This window comes from Ralstonia sp. Ralssp110, from assembly GCF_047325135.1.
Lineage (GTDB): Bacteria > Pseudomonadota > Gammaproteobacteria > Burkholderiales > Burkholderiaceae > Ralstonia > Ralstonia mojiangensis.
Window position 1 is genome coordinate 967,077 of the sequence record NZ_CP168610.1, and the last position, 22,103, is coordinate 989,179.

At 64.4% G+C, this 22,103-nt stretch carries 21 protein-coding genes and 1 tRNA gene; 11 read left to right on the plus strand and 11 right to left on the minus strand.

Annotation, left to right across the window (positions count from 1 at the left end; genetic code table 11):
* Positions 1 to 98: 98 nt before the first annotated feature.
* Together ACEN9T_RS13275 and ACEN9T_RS13280 are read right to left on the minus strand one after the other, a co-directional pair.
* Positions 99 to 857: an SDR family oxidoreductase gene (locus ACEN9T_RS13275; protein ID WP_252690930.1), complete on the minus strand. Its 759-nt coding sequence runs from the start codon at positions 855 to 857 to the stop codon at positions 99 to 101.
* Positions 858 to 896: 39 nt separating this feature from the next.
* On the minus strand, positions 897 to 2,333 hold the full coding sequence (locus tag ACEN9T_RS13280) for an aldehyde dehydrogenase family protein (RefSeq protein WP_413707936.1): 1,437 nt from the start codon (positions 2,331 to 2,333) through the stop codon (positions 897 to 899).
* A 169-nt stretch (positions 2,334 to 2,502) separates the two neighbouring features.
* On the opposite strand from ACEN9T_RS13280, the gene ppa reads away from it, so the two are divergent.
* The gene (gene ppa / locus ACEN9T_RS13285; RefSeq protein ID WP_024975070.1) at positions 2,503 to 3,030 is read left to right on the plus strand and encodes an inorganic diphosphatase; all 528 of its coding nucleotides are present in this window, start codon (positions 2,503 to 2,505) and stop codon (positions 3,028 to 3,030) included.
* Positions 3,031 to 3,320: 290 nt separating this feature from the next.
* Positions 3,321 to 3,512 (plus strand): hypothetical protein, encoded by a 192-nt coding sequence (locus tag ACEN9T_RS13290; protein WP_092972963.1) that lies wholly within the window; start codon positions 3,321 to 3,323, stop codon positions 3,510 to 3,512.
* Positions 3,513 to 3,576: 64 nt separating this feature from the next.
* Here the strand turns inward: ACEN9T_RS13290 and ACEN9T_RS13295 are convergent, their stop codons facing one another.
* Complete coding sequence (locus ACEN9T_RS13295) at positions 3,577 to 4,809, minus strand: GNAT family N-acetyltransferase (RefSeq protein WP_092972965.1); 1,233 nt, start codon at positions 4,807 to 4,809, stop codon at positions 3,577 to 3,579.
* A gap of 55 nt (positions 4,810 to 4,864) precedes the next feature.
* Here ACEN9T_RS13295 and ACEN9T_RS13300 point away from each other — a divergent pair, with 55 nt between their 5' ends.
* The 3 genes from ACEN9T_RS13300 to ACEN9T_RS13310 are packed head-to-tail and all read left to right on the plus strand — an operon-like array spanning position 4,865 to position 7,491.
* Entirely contained in the window at positions 4,865 to 6,502 is a 1,638-nt protein-coding gene (locus ACEN9T_RS13300) for an NAD+ synthase (RefSeq protein WP_413707937.1), read from the plus strand.
* Positions 6,503 to 6,511: 9 nt separating this feature from the next.
* Complete coding sequence (locus tag ACEN9T_RS13305; protein ID WP_413707938.1) at positions 6,512 to 7,138, plus strand: class I SAM-dependent methyltransferase; 627 nt, start codon at positions 6,512 to 6,514, stop codon at positions 7,136 to 7,138.
* 14 nt (positions 7,139 to 7,152) lie between these two features.
* Positions 7,153 to 7,491 carry a P-II family nitrogen regulator gene (locus ACEN9T_RS13310; protein ID WP_004631293.1) on the plus strand — a complete coding sequence of 113 codons (339 nt, stop codon included), beginning with the start codon at positions 7,153 to 7,155 and terminating at the stop codon, positions 7,489 to 7,491.
* Positions 7,492 to 7,534: 43 nt separating this feature from the next.
* Here ACEN9T_RS13310 and ACEN9T_RS13315 read toward each other — a convergent pair whose 3' ends face one another.
* From ACEN9T_RS13315 to trxB, 3 genes are all read right to left on the minus strand, one after another.
* Positions 7,535 to 8,158 carry a trimeric intracellular cation channel family protein gene (locus ACEN9T_RS13315; RefSeq protein ID WP_092972969.1) on the minus strand — a complete coding sequence of 208 codons (624 nt, stop codon included), beginning with the start codon at positions 8,156 to 8,158 and terminating at the stop codon, positions 7,535 to 7,537.
* Positions 8,159 to 8,204: 46 nt separating this feature from the next.
* A complete protein-coding gene (locus tag ACEN9T_RS13320; protein ID WP_024975076.1) occupies positions 8,205 to 8,870 on the minus strand; it encodes a Smr/MutS family protein in 666 nt (221 codons plus the stop codon).
* A gap of 130 nt (positions 8,871 to 9,000) precedes the next feature.
* Entirely contained in the window at positions 9,001 to 9,957 is a 957-nt protein-coding gene (trxB, locus tag ACEN9T_RS13325) for a thioredoxin-disulfide reductase (RefSeq protein WP_413707939.1), read from the minus strand.
* A gap of 210 nt (positions 9,958 to 10,167) precedes the next feature.
* Here trxB and ACEN9T_RS13330 point away from each other — a divergent pair, with 210 nt between their 5' ends.
* From ACEN9T_RS13330 to ACEN9T_RS13355, 6 genes are all read left to right on the plus strand, one after another.
* Complete coding sequence (locus ACEN9T_RS13330) at positions 10,168 to 12,513, plus strand: DNA translocase FtsK (RefSeq protein ID WP_092972973.1); 2,346 nt, start codon at positions 10,168 to 10,170, stop codon at positions 12,511 to 12,513.
* 119 nt (positions 12,514 to 12,632) lie between these two features.
* Positions 12,633 to 13,280 (plus strand): outer membrane lipoprotein chaperone LolA, encoded by a 648-nt coding sequence (gene lolA, locus ACEN9T_RS13335; RefSeq protein WP_092972975.1) that lies wholly within the window; start codon positions 12,633 to 12,635, stop codon positions 13,278 to 13,280.
* A gap of 35 nt (positions 13,281 to 13,315) precedes the next feature.
* Positions 13,316 to 13,741: a hypothetical protein gene (locus tag ACEN9T_RS13340; RefSeq protein WP_413707940.1), complete on the plus strand. Its 426-nt coding sequence runs from the start codon at positions 13,316 to 13,318 to the stop codon at positions 13,739 to 13,741.
* Positions 13,742 to 13,840: 99 nt separating this feature from the next.
* Positions 13,841 to 15,148, plus strand: a complete 1,308-nt coding sequence (locus tag ACEN9T_RS13345) for a replication-associated recombination protein A (RefSeq protein ID WP_413708448.1) — start codon at positions 13,841 to 13,843, stop codon at positions 15,146 to 15,148.
* An 80-nt stretch (positions 15,149 to 15,228) separates the two neighbouring features.
* Positions 15,229 to 16,545, plus strand: a complete 1,317-nt coding sequence (gene serS / locus ACEN9T_RS13350; protein WP_092972979.1) for a serine--tRNA ligase — start codon at positions 15,229 to 15,231, stop codon at positions 16,543 to 16,545.
* A gap of 79 nt (positions 16,546 to 16,624) precedes the next feature.
* Positions 16,625 to 16,714 (plus strand) — tRNA-Ser (locus tag ACEN9T_RS13355).
* A gap of 90 nt (positions 16,715 to 16,804) precedes the next feature.
* Here ACEN9T_RS13355 and ACEN9T_RS13360 read toward each other — a convergent pair.
* The 5 genes from ACEN9T_RS13360 to ACEN9T_RS13380 all read right to left on the minus strand — a co-directional run bounded on the left by ACEN9T_RS13360 (position 16,805) and on the right by ACEN9T_RS13380 (position 21,985).
* On the minus strand, positions 16,805 to 17,716 hold the full coding sequence (locus ACEN9T_RS13360; protein WP_413707941.1) for an acyltransferase: 912 nt from the start codon (positions 17,714 to 17,716) through the stop codon (positions 16,805 to 16,807).
* 182 nt (positions 17,717 to 17,898) lie between these two features.
* Entirely contained in the window at positions 17,899 to 19,029 is a 1,131-nt protein-coding gene (locus ACEN9T_RS13365) for a porin (RefSeq protein WP_413707942.1), read from the minus strand.
* 262 nt (positions 19,030 to 19,291) lie between these two features.
* Entirely contained in the window at positions 19,292 to 20,221 is a 930-nt protein-coding gene (locus ACEN9T_RS13370) for an MBL fold metallo-hydrolase (RefSeq protein ID WP_413708449.1), read from the minus strand.
* Positions 20,222 to 20,261: 40 nt separating this feature from the next.
* Complete coding sequence (locus ACEN9T_RS13375) at positions 20,262 to 21,212, minus strand: quinoprotein relay system zinc metallohydrolase 1 (protein WP_413707943.1); 951 nt, start codon at positions 21,210 to 21,212, stop codon at positions 20,262 to 20,264.
* Complete coding sequence (locus ACEN9T_RS13380) at positions 21,209 to 21,985, minus strand: quinoprotein dehydrogenase-associated SoxYZ-like carrier (RefSeq protein WP_413707944.1); 777 nt, start codon at positions 21,983 to 21,985, stop codon at positions 21,209 to 21,211. Before ACEN9T_RS13380 ends, ACEN9T_RS13375 begins: the two co-directional genes overlap by 4 nt.
* Between the last annotated feature and the right edge of the window lie 118 nt (positions 21,986 to 22,103).

Below are 22,103 nucleotides of genomic sequence, written 5' to 3' on the forward strand. Positions count from 1 at the left end.
TCAGGCCGAGTGCTCCTCGTTACCTACCTCGGCCTGGAAAACCGCCACAGCATTCTGCGCTTCTCGGGCGAATGCGCCAAGACGCCCGCCGGCAGGGTTTATACGCAGCGCCCGCCGTCCACTTCCAAACACGTGCCGGTAATGAACTCCGCTTCGTCCGACGCCAGATACAGGCATGCGTTGGCCACATCCTGCGGCGTGGAGAGCCGCCCCATCGGGATCGTCGCCAGGAAGCGCGCGCGGTTCTCGGGGGTGTCAGGTACGCCCATGAACTGCTCGATGAGGCCCGTGGCGCCCATCACCGGGTTCACGCAGTTCACGCGGATCTTGTCGGGGCCCAGTTCGGCCGCCATTGCCTTGCTGGCCGTGATGACGGCGCCCTTGCTGGCGTTGTACCAGACGAGGCCCGGCCGCGGCCGGATGCCTGCGGTGGACGCCACATTGACGAACACGCCGCCGCCGCGCTCCCGGAAGTGCGGGACGATGTGATGCGCCGTCCAGTAAATGCTCTTCACGTTGACGGCCATCACGCGGTCGAACTCGTCCTCGGTGATCTGCAGCAGCGGCTTGTTCTTGTGCGTGGTGCCGGCGTTGTTCACGACGATGTGCAGATCGCCGTAGCGCGCCAGCGTGGCGCCCAACAACTTGGCGACGGAGTCCCCATTCGACACGTCGGCGTGCACGAAATGCGCATCGCCGCCGGCCACGCGAATGGCGCTGGCCACGCGTTCGCCGGCCTCCGCATTCAAGTCATTGACGACGACGCGCGCGCCTTCGCGGGCAAAGGTATTGGCGATGCCTTCTCCAAAACCCGAACCCGCGCCCGTGACGATGGCAATTTTGCCGGCAAGCCGCATGGTGTCTCCTCGTGTCGTGGGTGGATGTTGCGTTGTGCCTTAACCGTGACGGATGGCGATGGTCTTGAGCGTGGTGAAGCCGTAGAGCGCTTCAAAGCCTTTTTCACGCCCGTGGCCCGATTGGCCCGTCCCACCGAAGGGCAGTTCAACACCGCCGCCCGCGCCGTAATTGTTGATGAAGACCTGGCCGGCCTTGAGCTTGCGCGCGAGACGCATCTGGCGGCCACCGTCGTTCGTCCACACGCCGGCCACCAGGCCGTACGGTGTGCCGTTGGCCAAGGCCAGCGCCTCGGCTTCGGTATCGAATGGCATGGCGGCCAGCAGCGGGCCGAACACTTCCTGCTGTGCGAGGCGATGCGTGTGCGGCACGTCACGCAACAGCATCGGTGCCTGGTAGTAGCCGGTCTCGGGCGCCTCGGGCACCACCTGGCCCTGCGCCATCACCGGAATGTTGGCGTGCTGCGCATCTGAGACGAAATCCCATACGCGCTGCTGCTGCTTGGGGTTGATGAGCGGGCCGCAATCCAGATCCAGCGACGAGGGGCCGACCCGGATGGATTCGAACACCGTGGCCAGCCGGTCCAGCATCGCCTCGTACACGCTGCGCTCGATCAGTACGCGGCTGCCGGCGGAGCACGTCTGTCCGGCGTTCTGGATGATGCCGTTCACCACGGACGGAATGGCCGCTTCCAGATCGGCATCGGCAAACACGATCTGCGGAGATTTGCCGCCCAGTTCCAGCGTCACGGGCACATGGTTTTCCGCGGCCGCTCGCACGATGGCCTTGCCCGTTTCCGGTGACCCGGTGAACGACACATGATTGATCCCGGGATGCGCCGCCAGTGCGGCACCCGCTTCGTGGCCATAGCCGGTCACGATGTTGAGTGCGCCATCAGGCAGGCCCGCCTCGGCGGCCAGTTCGGCCACGCGCAGGACAGACAGGCACGCGTCTTCCGCCGGCTTGACCACGCACGCGTTGCCCGCTGCCAATGCAGCCCCCACGCTGCGCCCGAAGATCTGCATCGGGTAGTTCCACGGGATGATGTGCGCAGTCACGCCATGCGGCTCGCGCACGGTCAGCACGGTGGTGTCGGCCGGGTAGGGGATGGTCTGCCCGTGCAGCTTGTCGGCCGCACCAGCGTAGAACTCGAAGTAGCGGGCCACGGCGCGGGCGTCGGCGCGCGCCTGACGCATGGGCTTGCCGGTGTCGCGGGCTTCCAGGCGGGCGAGCTCTTCTTCGTGATCGGCCAGGCGCAGGGCCACACGCATCAGCACACGGCCGCGCTCGGCTGGCGGCAACTGTCCCCAGACGCCCTCGAACGCACGCCGGGCTGCGTGCACGGCCACGCTGATGTCGGTGGCGTTGCCGCGCGCAATCTCGGCAAAGGATTGGCCGTCGGACGGATCGAACACCTTGATGCGCATCCCCGAATCGGGCGACATCAGACGGTTGGCGATGAAGTGCTGGGCATGCATGGGGGGGTCCTGCAAAAGATCGGCAACGCGCGATTTTCGCACGGCTGCGGGGCGGGTAGAGCAAGCGGCCTGGTATGAGGGGCTATAATGCCCGCCGACAGTTTTTCACGCTTCTTTCTAACCATTTGCGTCGCGTTTTTACGCACTTCGCGCATTCCGGAGCATTTCCATGAGCTTCAACAACGTCTCGCCGGGCAAGGACATCCCCAACGACTTCAACGTCATCATCGAGATCCCGGCGCAGAGCGACCCGGTCAAGTACGAAGCCGACAAGGAAACCGGGCTGCTGTTCGTGGACCGCTTCGTTGGCACCGGCATGCGCTATCCGGCCAACTACGGCTTCATCCCGCAGACGCTCTCGGGCGACGGTGACCCGGTCGACGTGCTGGTCGTCACGCCGTTCCCGCTCATCCACGGCTGCGTGGTGCGCTGCCGTGCTCTGGGCATGCTGAAGATGACGGACGAATCCGGCGTGGATGCCAAGCTGGTTGCCGTGCCTGTCAACAAGCTGAGCCCGGCCACGGCTCATATGACCGACCTGTCGGACATCGGCCAGAACCTGCTGGATCAGATCAAGCACTTCTTCGAGCACTACAAGGCGCTGGAAGCCGGCAAGTGGGTCAAGGTCGAAGGCTGGGGCGGCATTGAAGAAGCCCACAAGGAAATCGCCGACGGCGTTGCCAACTATAAGAAGTAAGCAATTTCAGGATTTTGCCGTACGGCATGTCTGACAAATCCCGGCCTCCGGATGGAGCGCCGGGATTTTTTCTTTGCGGACAGGTCATCAGCGTCATGCGCGCGGATTTGTCGACACGCGTCAGAACGCCATCTGCTCTGTTGTATGCGTTTTATGATGTTTTTCATGAATTCCGCATACTTACCGCCCGGTAGTTCTGCTACACAGAGATTTAAGAAACGCTCATTTGCCCACCGGAAACGACCCCTCTAGACTCCCCGTCAAGTTTGACTCCACCCCTTGGTACTGCGATGTTGAACAAGACCGTTGTCGTTCCCGTGCTTTCCGCTGTGGCCATGGCTGCATTCACCGTGTGGGCGCTGCTGGTGGGGCCGCCGGACGCAGCTCACGCTGGCGAGCGTGCCGTCGCATCGACCGCCATGGCCGTCGATTCGAGCGCCGCACACTGCGTGATCGCCCAGCAGAAGCCTCCCGCGCACTAAGCTTCACCCCCGCGTCCGCCGGTCGTGCGGACGCTGTCTTTCCCGCCTCCGCTGCTTCCCCCTGCTAATCCGATTCGGGTCGTTGCCTGAACGGCGAGCGCTCTGTCAGTTCGTCGAGATACGCTTCCATGCCGGCCGTTTCCCGATCGAGAAACCTGCCTACCGCATCGGCAAATGCCGGGTGCGCGAGCCAGTGTGCCGACAGCGTCGCAACGGGCTCGAAGCCGCGGGCCATCTTGTGTTCGCCTTGCGCGCCGCCTTCGAACGTGCGGATGCCCTGCGTGATGCAGTACGTCAGCGGCTGGTAATACGCCGTCTCAAAGTGCAGGCATGGATGATGCTCGATCGCGCCCCAGTATCGGCCGTACATCACGGACGCTTCAGGCCGCGTGTCGATGACCAGCAGCGCGCTGGCGATGTCGTTGCCCTCGCGCGAGGCGATCACCAGCAGCAGGTTTTCCGGCATCGTCTGGCCGATCTGGCGGAAGAACTCCAGGTTCAGATACGGCGACGAATGATGCTCGCGGTAGGTGGTGCGATAGCAGCGGTGGAAGAAGCGCCAGTCCGCGTCCGTCGCCGCTGCGCCGCGCACGTGGCGGAAGGTGATGCCAGCGTCGTGCACGCGGCGGCGCTCGGCGCGGATATTCTTGCGCTTCTTCTGTTCCAGCGCGGCCAGAAAGTCGTCGAAGCTGGCAAAGCCCGGATTGCACCAGTGGAATTGCACCCCTTGCCGCAGCAGCATGCCGGCCGCACGCATTTGTTCGGCCTCGCCGGCGGTGGGAAAGAGCACATGCAGCGAGGACAACTCGCTCTGCCGCGCAACCGCCAGCAACGTGTCGACAAGTGCTGCGCGCGAAACGGCATCCCGCGCCAGCAACCGCGAGCCCTGCACCGGCGTAAAAGGGATAGCCGACAGCCATTTCGGGTAGTACTCGAGCCCGTGCTGGGCGTACGCATTGGCCCATGCCCAGTCGAAGACGTACTCGCCATAGGAGTGGCCCTTCACATACAGCGGTACGGCCGCAGCGAGCACTTCGCCATCGGGGCCGTCTTCCCACAGCGTCAGGTATTGCGGCGTCCAGCCGGTGTCGGGCGATGCGCTGCCGCTCTCATGCAGGGCGTGCAGGAAATCGAAGCGTAGGAAGGGCGTCGCCTCGGGCTGCAGGGCGAGCAGGGCGTCCCACGCCTCGCGGCCGATGTCGCGCAGATCGGTCACAAGTCGCGTGCGATAATCGGCCAATTCGTGTCGCGAACCAGCGCGCGCTTGGGGCTCGGGAACAAGGGGGCGAGAGGTCATGCCGCCGATTCTAATTCCAGCTTCGGATGCCGCGCTTGCAATCCACATTGCCCCCATGACCGTCTCTGTCGCTCTCGCCCAGATCAACTGCACCGTCGGCGATTTCGCCGGCAATGCTGCCCGCATCGTCGCCGCCGCGCGCGAAGCGCACCAGGCTGGTGCGCGCATTCTGCTTACGCCGGAACTGTCGCTCACCGGCTATCCGCCCGAAGATCTGTTGCTGCGCCCGGCCTTTATTGATGCCAGCGCGCGCGCGCTCGACGCGCTTATTGCCGAGCTGGCGGCCTTCCCGGGTTTGCACGTCCTGATCGGGCACCCGCAACTCTCGCTGGAAGCCCCGGCGCCCGGCCTGTTGCCCAAGCCCACGAACAGCGCCACAGTGGCCGCGGACGGCCGCGTGGTCGGCCGGTACAACAAGCTGGAGCTGCCCAACAACGAAGTCTTTGATGAGAAGCGCTACTTCCAGCCCGGTACCGAGCCCTTCGTGTTCGAGGTGGACGGCACGCGCTTCGGCGTGATCATCTGCGAAGACGCCTGGTATGCCACCGCGACGGCTTACGCCAAGGCGGCCGGCGCGCAGGTGGTGCTGATCCCCAACGCCTCGCCATATCACATCGACAAGGAAGACCTGCGTGAGCGGATCATCGGTGACCGCGTGAAGGAATCGGGCTTGCCGCATGTGTATGCGAACCTGGTCGGCGGGCAGGATGAGCTCGTGTTCGATGGTGGCTCGTTCGTGCTCGATGCCGAAGGCAACGTTGTCGTGCGGATGGGGCAGTTTGTCGAGGGCGTCGGCTACGTGCAGTTCGACGGTGGACGCGCGCTGCCGGGCGCGATCGTGCCGGAGCCTTCGCTGGAAGCCCAGGTGTATGAGGCGCTCAAGCTGGGCGTGCGCGATTACCTCGGCAAGAACGGCTTTCCGGGCGCGATCATCGGCTTGTCGGGCGGTGTCGACTCAGCATTGGTGCTGGCGATTGCCGTCGACGCGCTGGGCGCGGATCGCGTGCGCGCAGTGATGATGCCCTCGCGTTACACGGCCGACATTTCGTGGGTGGACGCCCGCGACATGGCGGCCCGCCTGGGCGTGCAGTACGACGAAATCGCTATCAGCCCGATGTTCGACGCATTCAAGGGCGCGTTGGCGGAGGAGTTCCGCGGGCTGCCGGAAGATGCGACGGAAGAAAACATCCAGGCGCGCATTCGCGGCACGTTGCTGATGGCGTTGTCCAACAAGAGCGGCCGCATCGTGCTGACGACCGGCAACAAGAGCGAAATGGCGGTCGGCTACTGCACGTTGTACGGTGACATGGCCGGTGGTTTTGCCGTCATCAAGGACATCTTCAAGACGTTGGTATACCGGCTGTGCCGCTATCGCAATACGTTGTCGGAAGTGATTCCCGAACGCATCCTGACCCGCGCGCCGTCGGCCGAGCTGCGTGAAAACCAGACTGATCAGGACAGCCTGCCCGAATACGATGCGCTCGACGCCATCGTGCAGCGCTACATGGAGCAGAACCAGCCGGTGGCTGACATCATTGCTGCAGGGTTTGCCGAGGCCGATGTGCAGAAGATCGTGCGTCTTATCAAGATCAACGAATACAAGCGGCGTCAGGCGCCAGTGGGCATTCGCGTGACGCAGCGTGCGTTCGGGCGCGACTGGCGGTATCCGATTACGTCGCGCTTCAAAGAGTAAGCCGCCGCCATGCTCGACTACTACGCCAAGCGCGCCCCCGAATACGAGCGCATTTATACGAAGCCTGAGCGGCAGGGCGATCTGGCGTGGTTGAAGGCGCGTGTGCGCGAGCTGACGCGCGGCGCGCGAGTGCTGGATTTGGCGTGCGGCACCGGTTTCTGGACCGAAACGATGACGGACGCGCGCAGCGTTGTCGGCGCGGATTTCAACGACACCGTGCTGCGCATCGCGCGCGACAAGGGCATCCCCGGAGCATCGTTTGTGCGTGCCGACAATGACGCGCTGCCGTTCGCGCCGGGCACATTCGACGTGATGACGGCAGGCTGCTGGTGGTCGCATGTGCCGCTGCAGGACTTGCGCCAGCACGTCGAAGGTCTGCACCGCGCGCTCGGGCCCGGCGTGCGTATCCTGTGGTTCGATAACCAGTATGTGTTCGGCTCAAGCACGCCCATCGCCTACAACGACGAACATGGCAATACGTGGCAGCGCCGCCCCCTGCGCGACGGCAGTGAGCACGATGTGCTGAAGAACTTTCCGGACGATCCGACGCTGCTGCAAACGGTGGCCGGCATCGCCCAGGATGTGCGCATTAACCGGCTCCAGTATTATTGGACGCTTGAATACTTCACCAACTAGTGAGCGAGACACCCATGAAACAGATCACCGCCATCATCAAGCCCTTCAAACTGGACGAAGTGCGCGAGTCGCTCGCCGACGTGGGGGTGACCGGCCTGACCGTCACCGAGGTCAAAGGTTTTGGCCGTCAGAAGGGCCACACCGAGCTGTATCGCGGTGCGGAATACGTGGTCGACTTCCTGCCGAAGATCAAGATCGAGGTGGTGGTGGCCGAGAGCCAGGTCGAAAACGTGATCGACACCATCGTCAAGGCCGCCAAGACGGGCAAGATCGGCGACGGCAAGATCTTCGTGATGCCGGTGGAGCAGGTGATCCGCATCCGCACCGGCGAGAAGGACGAAGCAGCGGTCTGAAGCCGTTGTCTGCGGCCGGCGCGCTCGCGCCGGTCAGCGCTGATCAACGCGGCAGGGTGATGTTCCAGCGCAGCGTTGCCAGCCGCCCGATCACGATCGCCAGCGTGGCGATCACCACGGACACGCTCGGCAGCAAGTCCGTGTGCGTTAGCCCGACGTAAAGGAAGCACCCGAGAAACGCGCACGTTGCGTACGGGTGATTGTCCCGCAGCAGCATGGGCACTTCATTACAGACCACATCGCGCAGCAGGCCGCCAAAGGCCGACGTGATCACGCCCATCATCACCGATACGAAGATCGGCACGCCCGCATCGAGCGCTAGTTGCGTGCCGAGCACGCCAAAGAGCCCCATGCCGATGGCGTCGGCCACGATCAGCACGCGATCGGACACCAGTTGGCTCACCAGCCGGATCACCCAGTTGGCGAACAGGCTCATTACGAACAGCGCGAGCAGGTATTGCTCGTGCTCGATCCAGTAGAAGGGCCGTCGATCCAGGAGCAGATCGCGCAGCGTGCCGCCGCCGAACGCGGTCAGGAACGCGACGATGAACGCGCCCACGGCATCGAGCCGACGCCGTTTGGCCTCCGCCAGCCCTGAGATGGCAAATGAGAAGACCGCGAGGATCTCCACCCAGTGCATCACCAGCTGCAGGCGGGTCACGTGCATATGCGTGTTGTTCTTGTGATAAGCGGGTGAATGGAAGGACAGCGCTTCAGGAACCGTGTGGCTGGCGCAGCAGCACCAGCACCGCGCCAGCGCCCCCGGCCGTGTTGCGCGGCTCGACAAAAGCGATCACTTCTTCCTTCTGCACCAGCCACGAGCGCACCTTGCCCTTGAGCACGGGCGTTTTGTCGGGCGAGCCTAGGCCTTTTCCGTGGACCACGCGCACGCAGCGGATGCCACGCTGCACGGCACGGCGCAGGAAGGCAGCCAGTGCCTCGCGGGCTTCTTCGCGGCGCATGCCGTGCAGGTCAATCTGGTCTTGCGTGGCCCACTCGCCGCGGCGCAGTTTCTTGAGCACGTCGTCGCCAATGCCGGGGCGACGGTAGGAAAGCGTGTCGTCGGTTTCCAGCAAGTTGTCTACGTCGAATTCATCCGACAGCGAATCGCGCAGCACGGTTTGCTCTTCGGCACGCGAATGCACGGGGTCGGGCGCGGGCGGATTGCGCGGATGCTCGACGCGCTTGTTCTGGCGCAGCGCGCTTACCTCGCCGATGCTGGCACGAAACACGTTGGCTTCTTCTGCGGCCTTGCGTGCGGCGGCTTCGGCGCGCTGCCGTTCGGCTTCGCGTGCTTCTGTCTCGTGCTTGAGCTGGTCACGCAGGCTGGCCAAGTCGGTCAGGCTGAGCTTGTTGGCGGGGGAGGGGGCGCGTTTCATGGTGAAGGGCAGGCGAGCACATCGAGGTGGAGCGTGTGTCGATTATACGAAGGTGCCGCCCATGGCAAAACGGCCGATGGTCACCCATCGGCCGTGTTGTTTGCGCCCGGAAGCTCCGGCGCGATGACGCTTATTCCAGGCTTTCCAGGTAGCGCTGGGCGTCCAGCGCGGCCATGCAGCCCGTGCCGGCGCTGGTGATGGCCTGGCGGTAGATGTGGTCCTGCACGTCGCCCGCGGCGAACACGCCCGGGATGTTGGTGGCGGTGGCCATACCGTCCAGGCCGCTCTTCGTGCGGATGTAGCCCGTGTCGTTCATGTCGAGCTGGCCGCGGAAGATGTCGGTGTTCGGCTTGTGGCCGATGGCGATGAACACGCCCGCCACCTTGAACTCTTCGGTCTTGCCTTCGTTCTCGTTCGTGCCTTTCAGGCGGGCGCCCGTTACGCCGGAGTCATCGCCGAGGATCTCGTCGAGAACCATGTTCGTCTTGATCTCGATCTTGCCTTTCTTCTCCTGCTCATGCAGGCGGTCGATCAGGATCGGCTCGGCGCGGAACTTGTCGCGGCGGTGGATGAGCGTGACCTTGCTCGCGATGTTGGCCAGGTACAGCGCCTCTTCCACGGCGGTGTTGCCGCCGCCCACCACGGCCACTTCCTGGCCCTTGTAGAAGAAGCCGTCGCACGTGGCGCAGGCAGACACGCCGCGGCCCGCGAAGGCTTCTTCCGACGGCAGGCCCAGATATTGGGCCGAAGCGCCGGTGGAGACGATCAGCGCATCGCAGGTATATTCACCCGAATCGCCCACGAGGCGGATCGGCTTTTCATTCAGATGCGCGGTGTGGATGTGGTCGAACAGCACTTCGGTCTTGAAACGCTCGGCGTGCTCCAGGAAGCGCTGCATCAACTCGGGGCCTTGCAGGTGCTCCTTGTCAGCCGGCCAGTTTTCCACGTCGGTGGTGGTCATGAGCTGGCCGCCCTGCGCCAGACCGGTGACCAGCACGGGGTTCAGGTTGGCCCGGGCAGCGTAAATCGCGGCCGTGTAGCCGGCGGGGCCGGAGCCAAGGATCAGCACTTTTGCGTGTTTTGCCATGATGCGTTCTGTGTGTGCGCGGCACGAGGGGTGGAGCGCCGCCGTGCAGGCTAGGTGAGGGTGATGGGCGCCATTATAAAGTGGCACCCCCTCGTCCGCCCGGTTGTAAATTCCAATGGCGATGATAGGGCCGCGTTACAATCCTCGGCATCGTATTTGTGCTGTCCCAAGCCGCGCGGCCTTGCCCAAGCGGCGCACCCGTCTCCCCGCATGGCTCGAGCTTCCACCACTCCGACAACCCGTACCGATCCCTCCGCACTGCCGTCCCGCATTGGCCGGCTGCTGGGGGAGGTCCGCTGGTTCCTGTTGCTGGCGGTGACCATCGCCTTCCTGATCATTCTTCTGTCATACAACCGGGCCGACCCCGGTTTCACCCACGCCAGCCAGGTCGACGAAATCCGCAATCTGGGCGGCCGCGTGGGCGCGTGGCTGGCCGATCTGCTGCTGTTTGTCTTTGGCGCGTCCGCCTACTGGTGGGCGGTGCTGCTGGTGCGCAGGGTCTGGCGCGGCTGGCGCGAGCTGATGTCGGACGAGCGCCTGCCGCGCACCTCCATGCCGCGCGTTGATGCCAGTGTCACGTGGATCGGCTTTGCACTCATCCTGGCTTCCAGCATGGGTCTGGAAGCCATCCGCATGTACTCGCTGCACATGAAGCTGCCGCGTGCGCCGGGCGGCGTGCTGGGCGACGTGATCGGCGGGGCGATGCAGCATTCGCTGGGCTTTACCGGCGGCACGCTGGCGCTGCTGTTCACGTTCCTGGTCGGGCTGTCGCTGTTCTTCCATTTTTCGTGGCTGAATCTGGCCGAGCAGATTGGCGCGGGCGTCGAGATGCTGTTTGTCGGCTTCAAGACGCGCCGCGAGAGCAAGCAGGACCGGGCCATTGGCGAGGCCGCCAAGGTCGAGCGCGAGGAGGTGGTCGAAACCCGCCGTGTGCGTATTGAAGAATCGCCGCCTGTGCAGATCGTGCGCCCGACCGCCGTGGTCAAGAGCGAGCGCGTGGAGCGCGAGAAGCAGCAGCCGCTGTTTGTCGACATTCACGATTCCGACCTGCCGCCGCTCGCGCTGCTCGATCCGATTCCGCCGGTTGTGGAAACCGTGAGCGCCGAGACGCTGGAATTCACCTCGCGCCTGATCGAGAAGAAGCTGAAGGACTTCGGCGTGGAAGTGCAGGTGGTGGCGGCCTATCCGGGGCCGGTCATCACGCGTTACGAAATCGAGCCCGCCACGGGCGTGAAGGGCAGCCAGATCGTCAACCTCGCCAAGGACCTGGCGCGTTCGCTGTCGCTGGTGTCCATCCGCGTGGTGGAGACGATTCCGGGCAAAAACTGCATGGGTCTGGAGCTGCCGAACCCGAAGCGCCAGGCCGTGCGCCTGTCGGAGATTCTCGGCTCGCAGGTCTACAACGAGAGCGCATCGCAGTTGACGCTGGCGCTGGGCAAGGACATCGCCGGCAAGCCGGTCGTGGCCGACCTGGCCAAGATGCCGCACTGCATGGTGGCTGGCACCACGGGTTCCGGTAAGTCGGTCGGGATCAATGCGATGATCCTGTCGCTGCTGTACAAGGCGAAGGCCGACGCTGTGCGCCTGATTCTGATCGACCCGAAGATGCTGGAACTGAGCATCTACGAAGGCATTCCGCACTTGCTGTGCCCCGTCGTGACCGACATGCGCCAGGCTGGCCACGCGTTGAACTGGGCCGTGGGCGAGATGGAACGCCGCTACAAGCTCATGAGCAAGATGGGCGTGCGGAACCTGGCGGGCTTCAACAAGAAGATCGAAGAAGCCGCCGCGCGTGAAGAGAAGATTCCCAACCCGTTCAGCCTGACGCCTGACGCGCCGGAGCCGCTCGACAAGCTGCCGATGATCGTTATCGTGATCGACGAGCTTGCCGACCTGATGATGGTGGTCGGCAAGAAGGTCGAAGAGCTGATCGCACGGATCGCGCAGAAGGCGCGTGCGGCCGGCATCCACTTGGTGCTGGCGACGCAGCGCCCGTCGGTCGACGTGATTACGGGCCTGATCAAAGCCAACGTGCCGACGCGGATCGCGTTCCAGGTCAGCAGCAAGATCGACTCGCGCACCATCCTTGACCAGCAGGGCGCCGAAGCGCTGCTGGGCATGGGCGACATGCTGTATCTGGCGCCGGGCACCGGCTTGCCAGTGCGCGTGCACGGCGCGTTCGTGTCGGACGAGGAAGTCCACCGCATCGTCGATAACCTCAAGGCCCAGGGCGAGCCGAACTACATCGAAGGCATTCTCGAAGGCGGTGTGGCCGATGGCGAGGGCAGCGGCGATGGCTTTGGTGGCGGCGCGGGCCTTGTGGGTGCCGGCGGCGGCGAGGCCGATCCGCTGTACGACCAAGCTGTCGACGTGGTGCTCAAGAACCGCCGCGCGTCGATCTCGCTGGTGCAGCGTCACCTGCGCATCGGTTACAACCGCGCCGCGCGCCTGCTCGAAGACATGGAAAAGGCGGGACTTGTGTCCGCCATGTCCGGCAACGGCAACCGCGAAATCCTGGCGCCCAATCGCAACGGCAACGTCGTCGAAGAGGAATGACGCTGCCTGCATGGCGCGCGTATTTGCCCGCATTTGCAGTTACATCGCGTTACCTCGCGGGCGGAATGTTCGGGCGTGGCCGGCCACTAATAACAAGATCAACTGAAACCGGGATTCCTATGTTTGTGTTGAAAGCACGTCACCTGATGGCCGCCGGGCTGGTCTCGCTGGCGGCGTGGTCTGCCGGCGCCTATGCGGGCGCCGTCGAGCAGCTCAACGCCTTCGTGAGCAACGTCAGCACCGCGCGCGGCGAGTTCGTCCAGCGACAAGTGAAGGGCGGCACCAACGGCAGCCCGTTGCGCGTGGCCGGTACCTCCAGCGGCGATTTCGTTTTCTCGCGCCCGGGCCGCTTCGTCTGGCGCTATGTGAAGCCTTACGAACAGCAGCTCTCGGCCGATGGCCAGACGCTCTACATCTTCGACAAGGACCTGAACCAGATCACGGAGCGCAAGCTCGATGCGTCGCTGGGCTCCAGCCCGGCCGCCATCCTGTTCGGCAGCAACGATCTGGCCAAGAACTTCACGCTCAAGGAAGGCGGGGCCAAAGACGGCATCGACTGGGCCGAACTCACCCCCAAGGCAAAGGACACCCAGTTCGAGCGCATCGCCATCGGTTTTCGCAGCGGTGAGCTGCAGGGGATGGAGTTGCGCGACGCCTTCGGGAACACCACCTTGCTGACGTTCTCGAACATCCAGAAGAATCCGCAACTGCCGGCCAACGTGTTCCGCTTTACGCCGCCCAAAGGGGCCGACGTAATCAAGCAATGACGCGTGCAGGCCGGTTTTCGACAAGGAGACCGACCATGCCTTTGCCGTTCACCACGTCGCTGCACCGAGCGGCCGCTCTTGCTGTCGCAGCGTCAGCGGCAGCCGTCTTTACGGGATGCGCTTCCACCGGGGCGTCCCGTTTTGACGTTGATTCCTTCCTCACCGCGCCCGACACCGTGCTCGCCGAAGCCTTGGTCAACAAGGATTTTCTGCACGCGACCGAGCTGCCTGGCGCCGAGTGCAGCGCATTGGTGAAAGGCCACGCCGGGCAGGTTGTGCCGATCCAGGCGCCGGTTGATCCGCGTCTGCCCGAGGCTTCCGCGCGTCAGCCGTTCGTGATTCAGCCGCCGGCCAGCGAGAACGTCTGGTTGCTGCTCCGCGCGGCCAACGGCCCGCAGTCGTGCCATGGGCCGTTGCCGGCCAAGGCGTTCATGGGGCTCGTGCAGCGCGCGTCAAACTGACCGCGCGTCGCGCGAAGGGGCGCCGGGGTTGCGCCCGGTTTCTGCGACAATCCCCGGATGAACGCTTCCGCATCTCTCTTCCCGGACGCGCCCGCCCACATGCCACTGGCCGAGCGCCTCCGCCCCCATTCCGCCGACGATGTGATCGGCCAGCAGCATCTGCTGGGGCCGGGCAAGCCGCTGCGCGTCGCCTTCGCCTCCGGCGAACCGCATTCGATGATCCTCTGGGGGCCGCCAGGCGTTGGGAAGACCACGCTGGCGCGGCTGATGGCCAATGCGTTCGACGCAGAATTCATCGCGCTGTCCGCCGTGCTCTCTGGCGTCAAGGACATCCGCGAGGCCGTGGAGCGTGCGGAGCAGTTTCGCGCCAATGGCCGACGCACGCTCGTCTTCGTCGACGAGGTCCATCGCTTCAACAAAAGCCAGCAGGACGCCTTCCTGCCGCACGTGGAAAGCGGGCTGTTCACCTTTATCGGCGCGACGACGGAAAACCCCTCGTTCGAAGTGAACGGCGCATTGCTGTCGCGTGCCGCGGTGTACGTGCTCAAGAGCCTGTCGGATGACGAGCTGAAGCAGCTTGCCGAACGCGCACGCCAAGAGCTGGGCGGGCTGGAGTGGAAGCCCGCCGCAGTCGACGCCATCGTCGCCTCCGCCGATGGCGATGGCCGCAAGTTGCTCAACAACATTGAAATCGTCACCCGCGCCGCGCGTTCGCAGGCTGAGGGCGATACCGTTCCCGTGGTCGACGAGGCGCTGTTGGCATCGGCGTTGTCGGAAAACCTGCGCCGCTTCGATAAGGGCGGGGACGCGTTCTACGATCAGATCAGCGCACTGCATAAATCCGTGCGCGGTTCCGATCCCGACGGCGCGCTGTACTGGTTCTGCCGCATGCTCGACGGGGGCGCCGACCCGCGCTATCTCGCGCGCCGCATTGTCCGCATGGCGTGGGAAGACATTGGGCTGGCCGACCCGCGTGCCGGACGCATCACGCTGGATGCAGCGGAAACGTACGAGCGCTTGGGCTCGCCGGAAGGCGAGCTGGCGTTGGCCCAAGCCGTGATCTACCTCGCCATCGCGCCCAAGTCGAATGCCGGCTACAACGCGTACAACGCAGCGCGCGCCTTCGTCAGCCAGGACAAGTCGCGCAACGTGCCCGTGCATCTGCGCAATGCGCCGACCAAGCTGATGAAAGAACTTGGCTACGGCCACGCCTATCGCTACGCGCATGACGAGCCCGAGGCCTACGCCGCTGGCGAAACCTACTTCCCCGACGATCTGCCCGCGCAGAACTGGTACGTGCCAACGCCACGCGGCCTGGAAGGCAAGATTGGCGAGAAACTGCGGCACCTGCGCGAGCTGGATGCGCAGTGGCATGCCGAGCGGGACAAATCCTCTCGCAACAAATAATCCCCCGGGCCGGTGCGATAAAATCGGCCTTTTCGATCGTTCAGATCGCTCGCAATCTTCGGTTTCCTTTTTTTCCCACCATGCTTGATATCCAACTGCTGCGCAAAGACATCGACGCCGTCGCCACGCGCCTCAAAGATCGCGGCTACGTGCTCGACGTGGCCGGCTTTGCCGCGCTCGAAGCGGAACGCAAGGCCATCCAGACCCGCACGGAAGAGTTGCAGGCACGCCGCAACAGCCTGTCCAAGCAGATCGGCATGCTCAAGGGCAAGGGCGAGGATGCATCGGGCGTGATGGCTGAGGTGTCGGGTATCGGTGACGAGCTGAAGGCGTCTGCCGCGCAACTCGACGTGGTGCAGGCCAAGGTGCAGGAGTTGATGCTGTCGATCCCGAACCTGCCGCACGAAAGCGTGCCGGCCGGCCGCGACGAAACGCAGAACGTGGAAGTGCGCCGCGAAGGCACGCCGCGTACGTTCGACTTCCCCGTCAAGGATCACGTGGACCTGGGCGCCGCGCTGGGGCTGGATTTCGATGCGGGCGCCAAGCTGTCGGGCGCGCGATTCACCGTCCTGAAAGGGCAGGTGGCGCGTCTGCATCGCGCACTCGCGCAATTCATGCTCGACACGCACACGCTGGAGCACGGCTACACCGAGGCTTACGTGCCGTACATCGTCAACGCCGCGTCGATGCGTGGCACAGGCCAGTTGCCGAAGTTTGAGGAAGACCTGTTCCGCGTGCCGCGCAAGATGGGGCACAGCGCAGAAGAGGAAGGCGGTGAGCGCGTCGAAAACTTCTACCTGATCCCGACTGCCGAAGTGCCGCTCACAAACCTCGTGCGCGATGAGATCGTTGCCGCCGATGCGCTGCCGATGATGTTTGCTGCGCATTCGCCGTGCTTCCGTTCCGAAGCGGGGTCGTACGGCAAGGACACGCGCGGCATGATCCGCCAGCACCAGTTCGACAAGGTTGAGATGGTGCAGATCGTGCATCCCGAGACCTCAGCCGCCGCGCTCGACGCCATGACCAACTGCGCAGAGAACATCCTGCGCAAGCTCGAACTGCCGTTCCGCACCGTCGTGCTGTGCACGGGCGACATGGGCTTCGGCAGCACCAAGACGTACGACATTGAGGTGTGGATCCCGGCGCAGAACACGTACCGCGAGATCAGCTCCTGCTCGAACATGGGCGACTTCCAGGCGCGTCGCATGCAGGCGCGCTTCCGCAACGCGCAGGGCAAGCCGGAACTGGTGCACACGCTCAACGGCTCGGGCCTCGCCGTGGGCCGTACCCTGGTCGCCGTGCTGGAGAACTACCAGAACGCGGATGGCTCGGTCACGGTGCCCACGGTGCTCCGTCCGTATCTGGGCGGCCAGGAAGTGCTGAAACCGGCAGTTTGATGCGTTGCGCAGACCCCCTTGATCGGGTCGGAAAAGTTTTGCTATACTCGCGGTTTCGCGATTCAGCGACCCAGTTACCGGAGAGGTGGCAGAGTGGTCGAATGTACCTGACTCGAAATCAGGCGTACCGGCGACGGTACCGTGGGTTCGAATCCCACCCTCTCCGCCAGCAGTAGCAAAAGCCCCTTGGTTTTACCACCAAGGGGCTTTTTGTTTGGCGCTTAGATTTCGTCTGGCGAAAAAGCGTCGACACCGGCGGTCACGCCGCGCGGCTGGCAGCCCGCGCCAACATGTTTTCGATCTGCTGATCTTTCTCCTCCCACAGCTGGGCAAGCCAGCGGTGGAAGTCGCTGCGGAAGGCGGCATCGGTGCTGTAGTCGTGCGTGCAGAAGCCCGGCGGGATCGGCAGCTCGCGAATATGCACCATCACCCGGCCGGCTTGGCCGCTGGCCAACTGCCAGAAGCTTGGTGTGCCGTCTGGGTAGGCAATGCTGATATCGAGCAGCGATTGGAACCGCCCACCCATGGCATTGAGCGTCAAGGCCAGCGCGCCGGCCTTTGGCTTGAGCAGATGGCGATAGGGCGACGACTGCTTCCGGTGTTTTGCGGGGGTGTACCGCGTGCCTTCGGCAAAGTTCATGACGCTGGTCGGCACGTGGGCGAACTTGGCGCACGCGCGACGCGTGGTTTCGCGGTCTTGATTGCGCAGCTCGGGGTGCTTGCGCAACGCTGCCTTGGAGTGCCGCCGCATGAACGGAAAATCCAGCGCCCACCAGGCCAGGCCGATGACCGGCACGTAGATCAACTGTTGCTTGAGGAAGAACTTGAGCAGAGGGATGCGCCGGTTCAACACCCGCTGCAACACAAAAATGTCCACCCAAGACCGATGGTTGCAATTGACGAGGTACCAGCCCGCGTAACGCAGGCTGTCGGCGCCTTCTATGCTCCAGGGCTGGCGTTGCAGCAGGCCGATCCAGGCGTTGTTGCAACCGATCCAGCACGTGGCGACCCAGTTGAGTATGGGATCGATCCGGCGGCGGACTGCCGCTGCCGGCACCAGCAGCTTGAACGCCGAGAGCGTGAACAGCGGCACGCTCCAGAACAGTGTGTTCAGGGCCAGCAGGATTGAGCTAAGCGTGCCCAGTACAAAGGCAGGCAGGACGCGAATCAAGGCTCCTCCAATGAGCGCCCGCGGGTGGCCCGGCAGGCAGAAATCGTGATGTTGACGATACGCGAGCGTAGCGCGGATCGGCCGTCCAGACCATGCGTTGCGTCAGGATTCATGCTTCGCTTCTGAGAAGCGAAAAAAAAACCCTTGGTGTTGGCCAAGGGTTCTTTCTGCACAGGTCCGGCTCAGAACGAATGCTTCAGCCCCACACCTGCCAGCACCGTTTTCGCGCCTGGCGCGGTGCCGCCCGCAACGATGGAAGTCTTGAGACTTTCCAGCGGATCGGCCGTGCCCACCGCGCCCGCATTGACGTACACGAGCTGCGCATACAGCGTGGTGCGTTTGGAGAATGCGTAGTCGTTGCTCAGCACGATCGACTTGGTGGAGCTGTCGTGCGCGCTGCTTTCGTACTTGCTGTAATAGCCGGCCAGCGTGGCGGTATTGGCGGGGCTCCACTTGTAGTCGAGCCCGGCGCCGATCGATTTGACGTCCGACACGCGTTGGCCACTCGGCGCGTTGTTGGTCACGCCAATGTAGTTGACCCGGCCCGTGAAGGCGCCGAACGGTACGGCCACACCTGCGCTCCACAAGCGGCTGAGGGTCTCGCCCGTGCCGCTGTCGGCCGTTGACTGATAGCCGAGGCCAACTGTGACCGGCCCCGTGTACGTCGCACCCAGCGAGAGTTCATTGCCGCGTTTGAAGCTGCCGGCGGTCTCGCCAAATGAGTACGCCACGCCCAGCCACACGGGCCCGAAATTGTTGGAGTATTGCAGCGCATTGCCAATGAACACGCCCACGTCGTTGCCGGGGTTGGTGCCGGCGCCCATCGCGTTGCCCGGTGCGGGCAGTTGGTTGTAAGCCCAGCCGTACAGATTCGAGAACTGCTCCTTGAAGCCGCGCGCTTCCGTGCCGATCGTGCCGATGAGCGCCGGGCTGTACTGGCGCCCCAGCGTGACCGCGCCCCAGTTGCCGCTGAGCCCGACGTTCGCCTGCCGGCGGAACAGCTCCGAGCTGAAGCCCGGGCCGGTGGTGAGCGTGCCGGTGTCGCTGCTGAAATGCCCTTCGAGGTTGAAGTTGGCCTTCAGGCCGCTGCCCAGGTCTTCCGATCCTTTGAGGCCCCAGATGCTTGGGCTGATGCCACCCGAATGCATTTCCGTGATGCTGCCGCCGGCTGAGCTGCGGTTTTGATACTGGAGTCCGGCATCGACTGTGCCGTAGATCGTGACCGACGATTGTGCGATGGCGCCGCTCGCTGCGCAGCCGAGGGCGGCCGCAATGGCGGTCAGGACGCAGGGTCGAAGGCGTGTGTTCTGCATGTTGTCTCCGTATTGTCGTTGTGTGATGCGTCCATTGAATTGGCTCGGACGCATGCGGTGTTGGCGCTAAACACGCAGGGCGCGCGCTCAACGTCGGCGGGACTTTGCAATATGCATACCACGGCGTTCGCGGCGCATTGCACGCAGTTGCAAGCAGTTGATTAACGTTTGCGGACGCGGGCACCTGTGCCGGCGATGTGGCGAGGCGGGACAGTTGATGCAACACATGTCCGCCGTCTGTTCAGCAATGGAGCAGCCGCGATCAGGCGCTCGGCGCGCTTTGCATCCAGCGATCTTCGAGCTCGCGCCACGCACGTCCGACGTTCAGCGCATGGCGGGGGTGGAAGTTGCGCCAGTCGCGATAGGCGTCGCCCGGGACGTACGCGAGCGCTCGCGCTGCGTCGCCACCGGCTTCAATGGCGCGCGTGATCGCGCTGTCGAGCATGTCGAGATAGGCCAGCGTCGGTTGCAGCATCTGCGCCGGCGTGCCGATGGCGGTGCCGACCACGATGCCGGCGGGCAGTTGCTCGAGCGCATGCAGCGCGCGCTGCCACCCAACCAGCGAGCCCTCCTGCAGGTCCGGAATGCGCTGCCGATATGCCAGGCCGCCCGTGCACAGCACCCCGCGCTGCGGCGCGTACAGCACCGTGTCAGATGCGCTGTGTGCTGCTGTGTGGACGTGGACCTGCCACGCTGTCTTGCCGGTGTGCAGCCAATCGCCGTCGCGCAATGCGGGCTCGGGATAGACGATGTGCGTTTCCTGCATGACGCGCGCACCGAGCAGGGCGGTTTGCCGCGTCAGGCAGGTCTGGCAACGCCGGCGCATCAGGTCGGTGGTGGCCGCCGATGCCAGGAAGGCAGGGCGTGGTTGCAGTTGCGCGAACGCCGCATTGGCGAGCACGTGTTCCGGGTGCGCGTGCGTGTTGACCACCCAGCGGATGGGTTCGGCCGTGATGTGCCGGATGGCCGCGATCAGATGGTTTCCCCATCGCGCGTGCGGGCCAGGGTCCACCACGAGAACGCCGTTGCCGGTCGTGTGCACCAGCGTGGGCACAACCTCGCCGGCATTCCCGCGCGAGGCTTCTGCGTTGACGGCGCGCGCAGCGTACAGGCCATCCTGCAGACGCAACAGCGTGACGCGTGCGGGTACCGCAGACACTGCCGGAGTCGGAGCGATCAAGGTTGCGAGCATCATGTGCATCCAACGTCGCCGCACGGGGTCTGGCGCCATGTCAGGGCGCCAGCGCGGCGCGCTCGTAGCCGGGGTAGAAGCGGGTCACGTTGCGCGTGTACTCCGCGGGCATGCCACCCCACTGCGCGTAGGGCGCGTCTACCGGCATCGCAATCACCTCGGCCAGGTCGCGTCCTTCGGTTGCCGCGCGGCGCATGCGGGCATCGAGCCACTGCAGGTACTGACGTGTCTGCGCAATGGCGTCGGCGTTGCCCAGCGCGGGCCCGTGGCTGGGGATCAACACGCGCGCGCCGCTGTCGGCAACGATCTTCTGCAGCCGATCGAGACTCGTCAGCCAATGCGCAATGTTGGCGTGCGGCGTGGTGGGAATCCGGTCGCGAAAAGCAATGCCGCCAGCGAAGACTACGCCGCTGGTCCGGTCCACCAGGACGAGATCGTCGTCGGTATGTCCGTGGAGGCGGATGAGGTCGATGCGATGGCGCCCCATGGTGCGTGCTCCGGGGCTCAATGACGTGCCGGGCGGTGTCGATACCGTGTTCTGCATCCACGCGCCGCAGATGCGGTAGAGATTGTCGGCATAGGCCGCGCCTTCGCGTTGCGCACCGGCAATGGTGCCGGGCAGCGCCTGGGCACCGACATCCGCATAGGCCTGGTTGCCGAAGAAATAGTCGGGATGTAGGTTGAGGTTGAACACCCAGCGCACCGGCGCCGATGTGACCGTGCGGATGGCCTGGCGCTGCTGTTCACCGTACAGCAGTGACGGCCCTGTGTTGATGACGAGCACGCCGTCGCCGGTATCAATAAAGCCGGTGTTGATGATGTTGCAGCCATTGCGCGCCGAAAAATCTGCGTTGGCGCCTTCCAGCACCCAGACGCCGGGCGCAATTGCGTGCGGTACGAGGTGGTAATCGGGGCTTTCTGCGCGTGCGATGGCAGTCAACATTGCCAGGCATAGCAGAAGGAAGCCCAACCGTGGATGCCGTCGGCTCATCGTGTCACCTGTGCGCGGATGCGGTTGCCGTTGTTGTCGACGCCGGCCACGCTGATGCCGCGTTCAACAGGGCCATCCAGATCGAACGAGAAGATCGGGTTCTCGGCCACGGGCTCGTACAGCGCCAGTTCAAGCATGGGCTGACGCCGGGCATCGAGCAGATTGAGCTGCTCGATATGGAAGGACGGAATGCCCGCCACCAAGCCCGTGTCCATCGGATGCATCACGCGCAGGCGGATGCGGCTGCCCGCGCCGTTGAAGCCCGGAAACACGCGCCACTCGACCTGGTTCAGCGTGGCGCTCCACGTGGCGTCCTGGCGTGTGGCGCCGGGCAGCGTGCAGCCGCCGCCGGTGGCATCCACCTGAAGGGTGCCGACATGCCAGACACCGTCCGGCGTGCGTGCGGCCACGCGCACCGGAGAGGCCTCCTGCAGTTTGAAACGGAACGACAGCGCCGGGCGCACGTGCATGGGCGCGAATTCCAGCACCTTGCGGATCGGGTTGCGGTCGACCACGACGACAATGCGTTCGACCTTGCCGAGCGCTGACGCGTCAAACGCAATTGGCACCTGCATCGGGTCTTCCGCAAATGCCGGCCCGGTGATCCTGATGCGGCTGTCGAACGTTGTCCGCGCCGCGCCAAACACCTCCTGCTGAATCGTCGGCCAGAGCGGCGAGGCCGCCGGGTCGATATTCGTATCGGCGCAGGCCGGCCAAGACAGGCACGCGACGGCCAGCGCGGCAGCGGCAGCATGGAGTGAAGCCGTTCTCATCGTGTGCCTTGGCAGGTTCAGATGAAAGCCCCGTGTTGCGAAAGTCATGCCATGCGTGCTTGGTGTCCGCACGCGCGTCCATCGGCTGTTCAGGCGATGGGGCGTTGAGCTTTGCAAC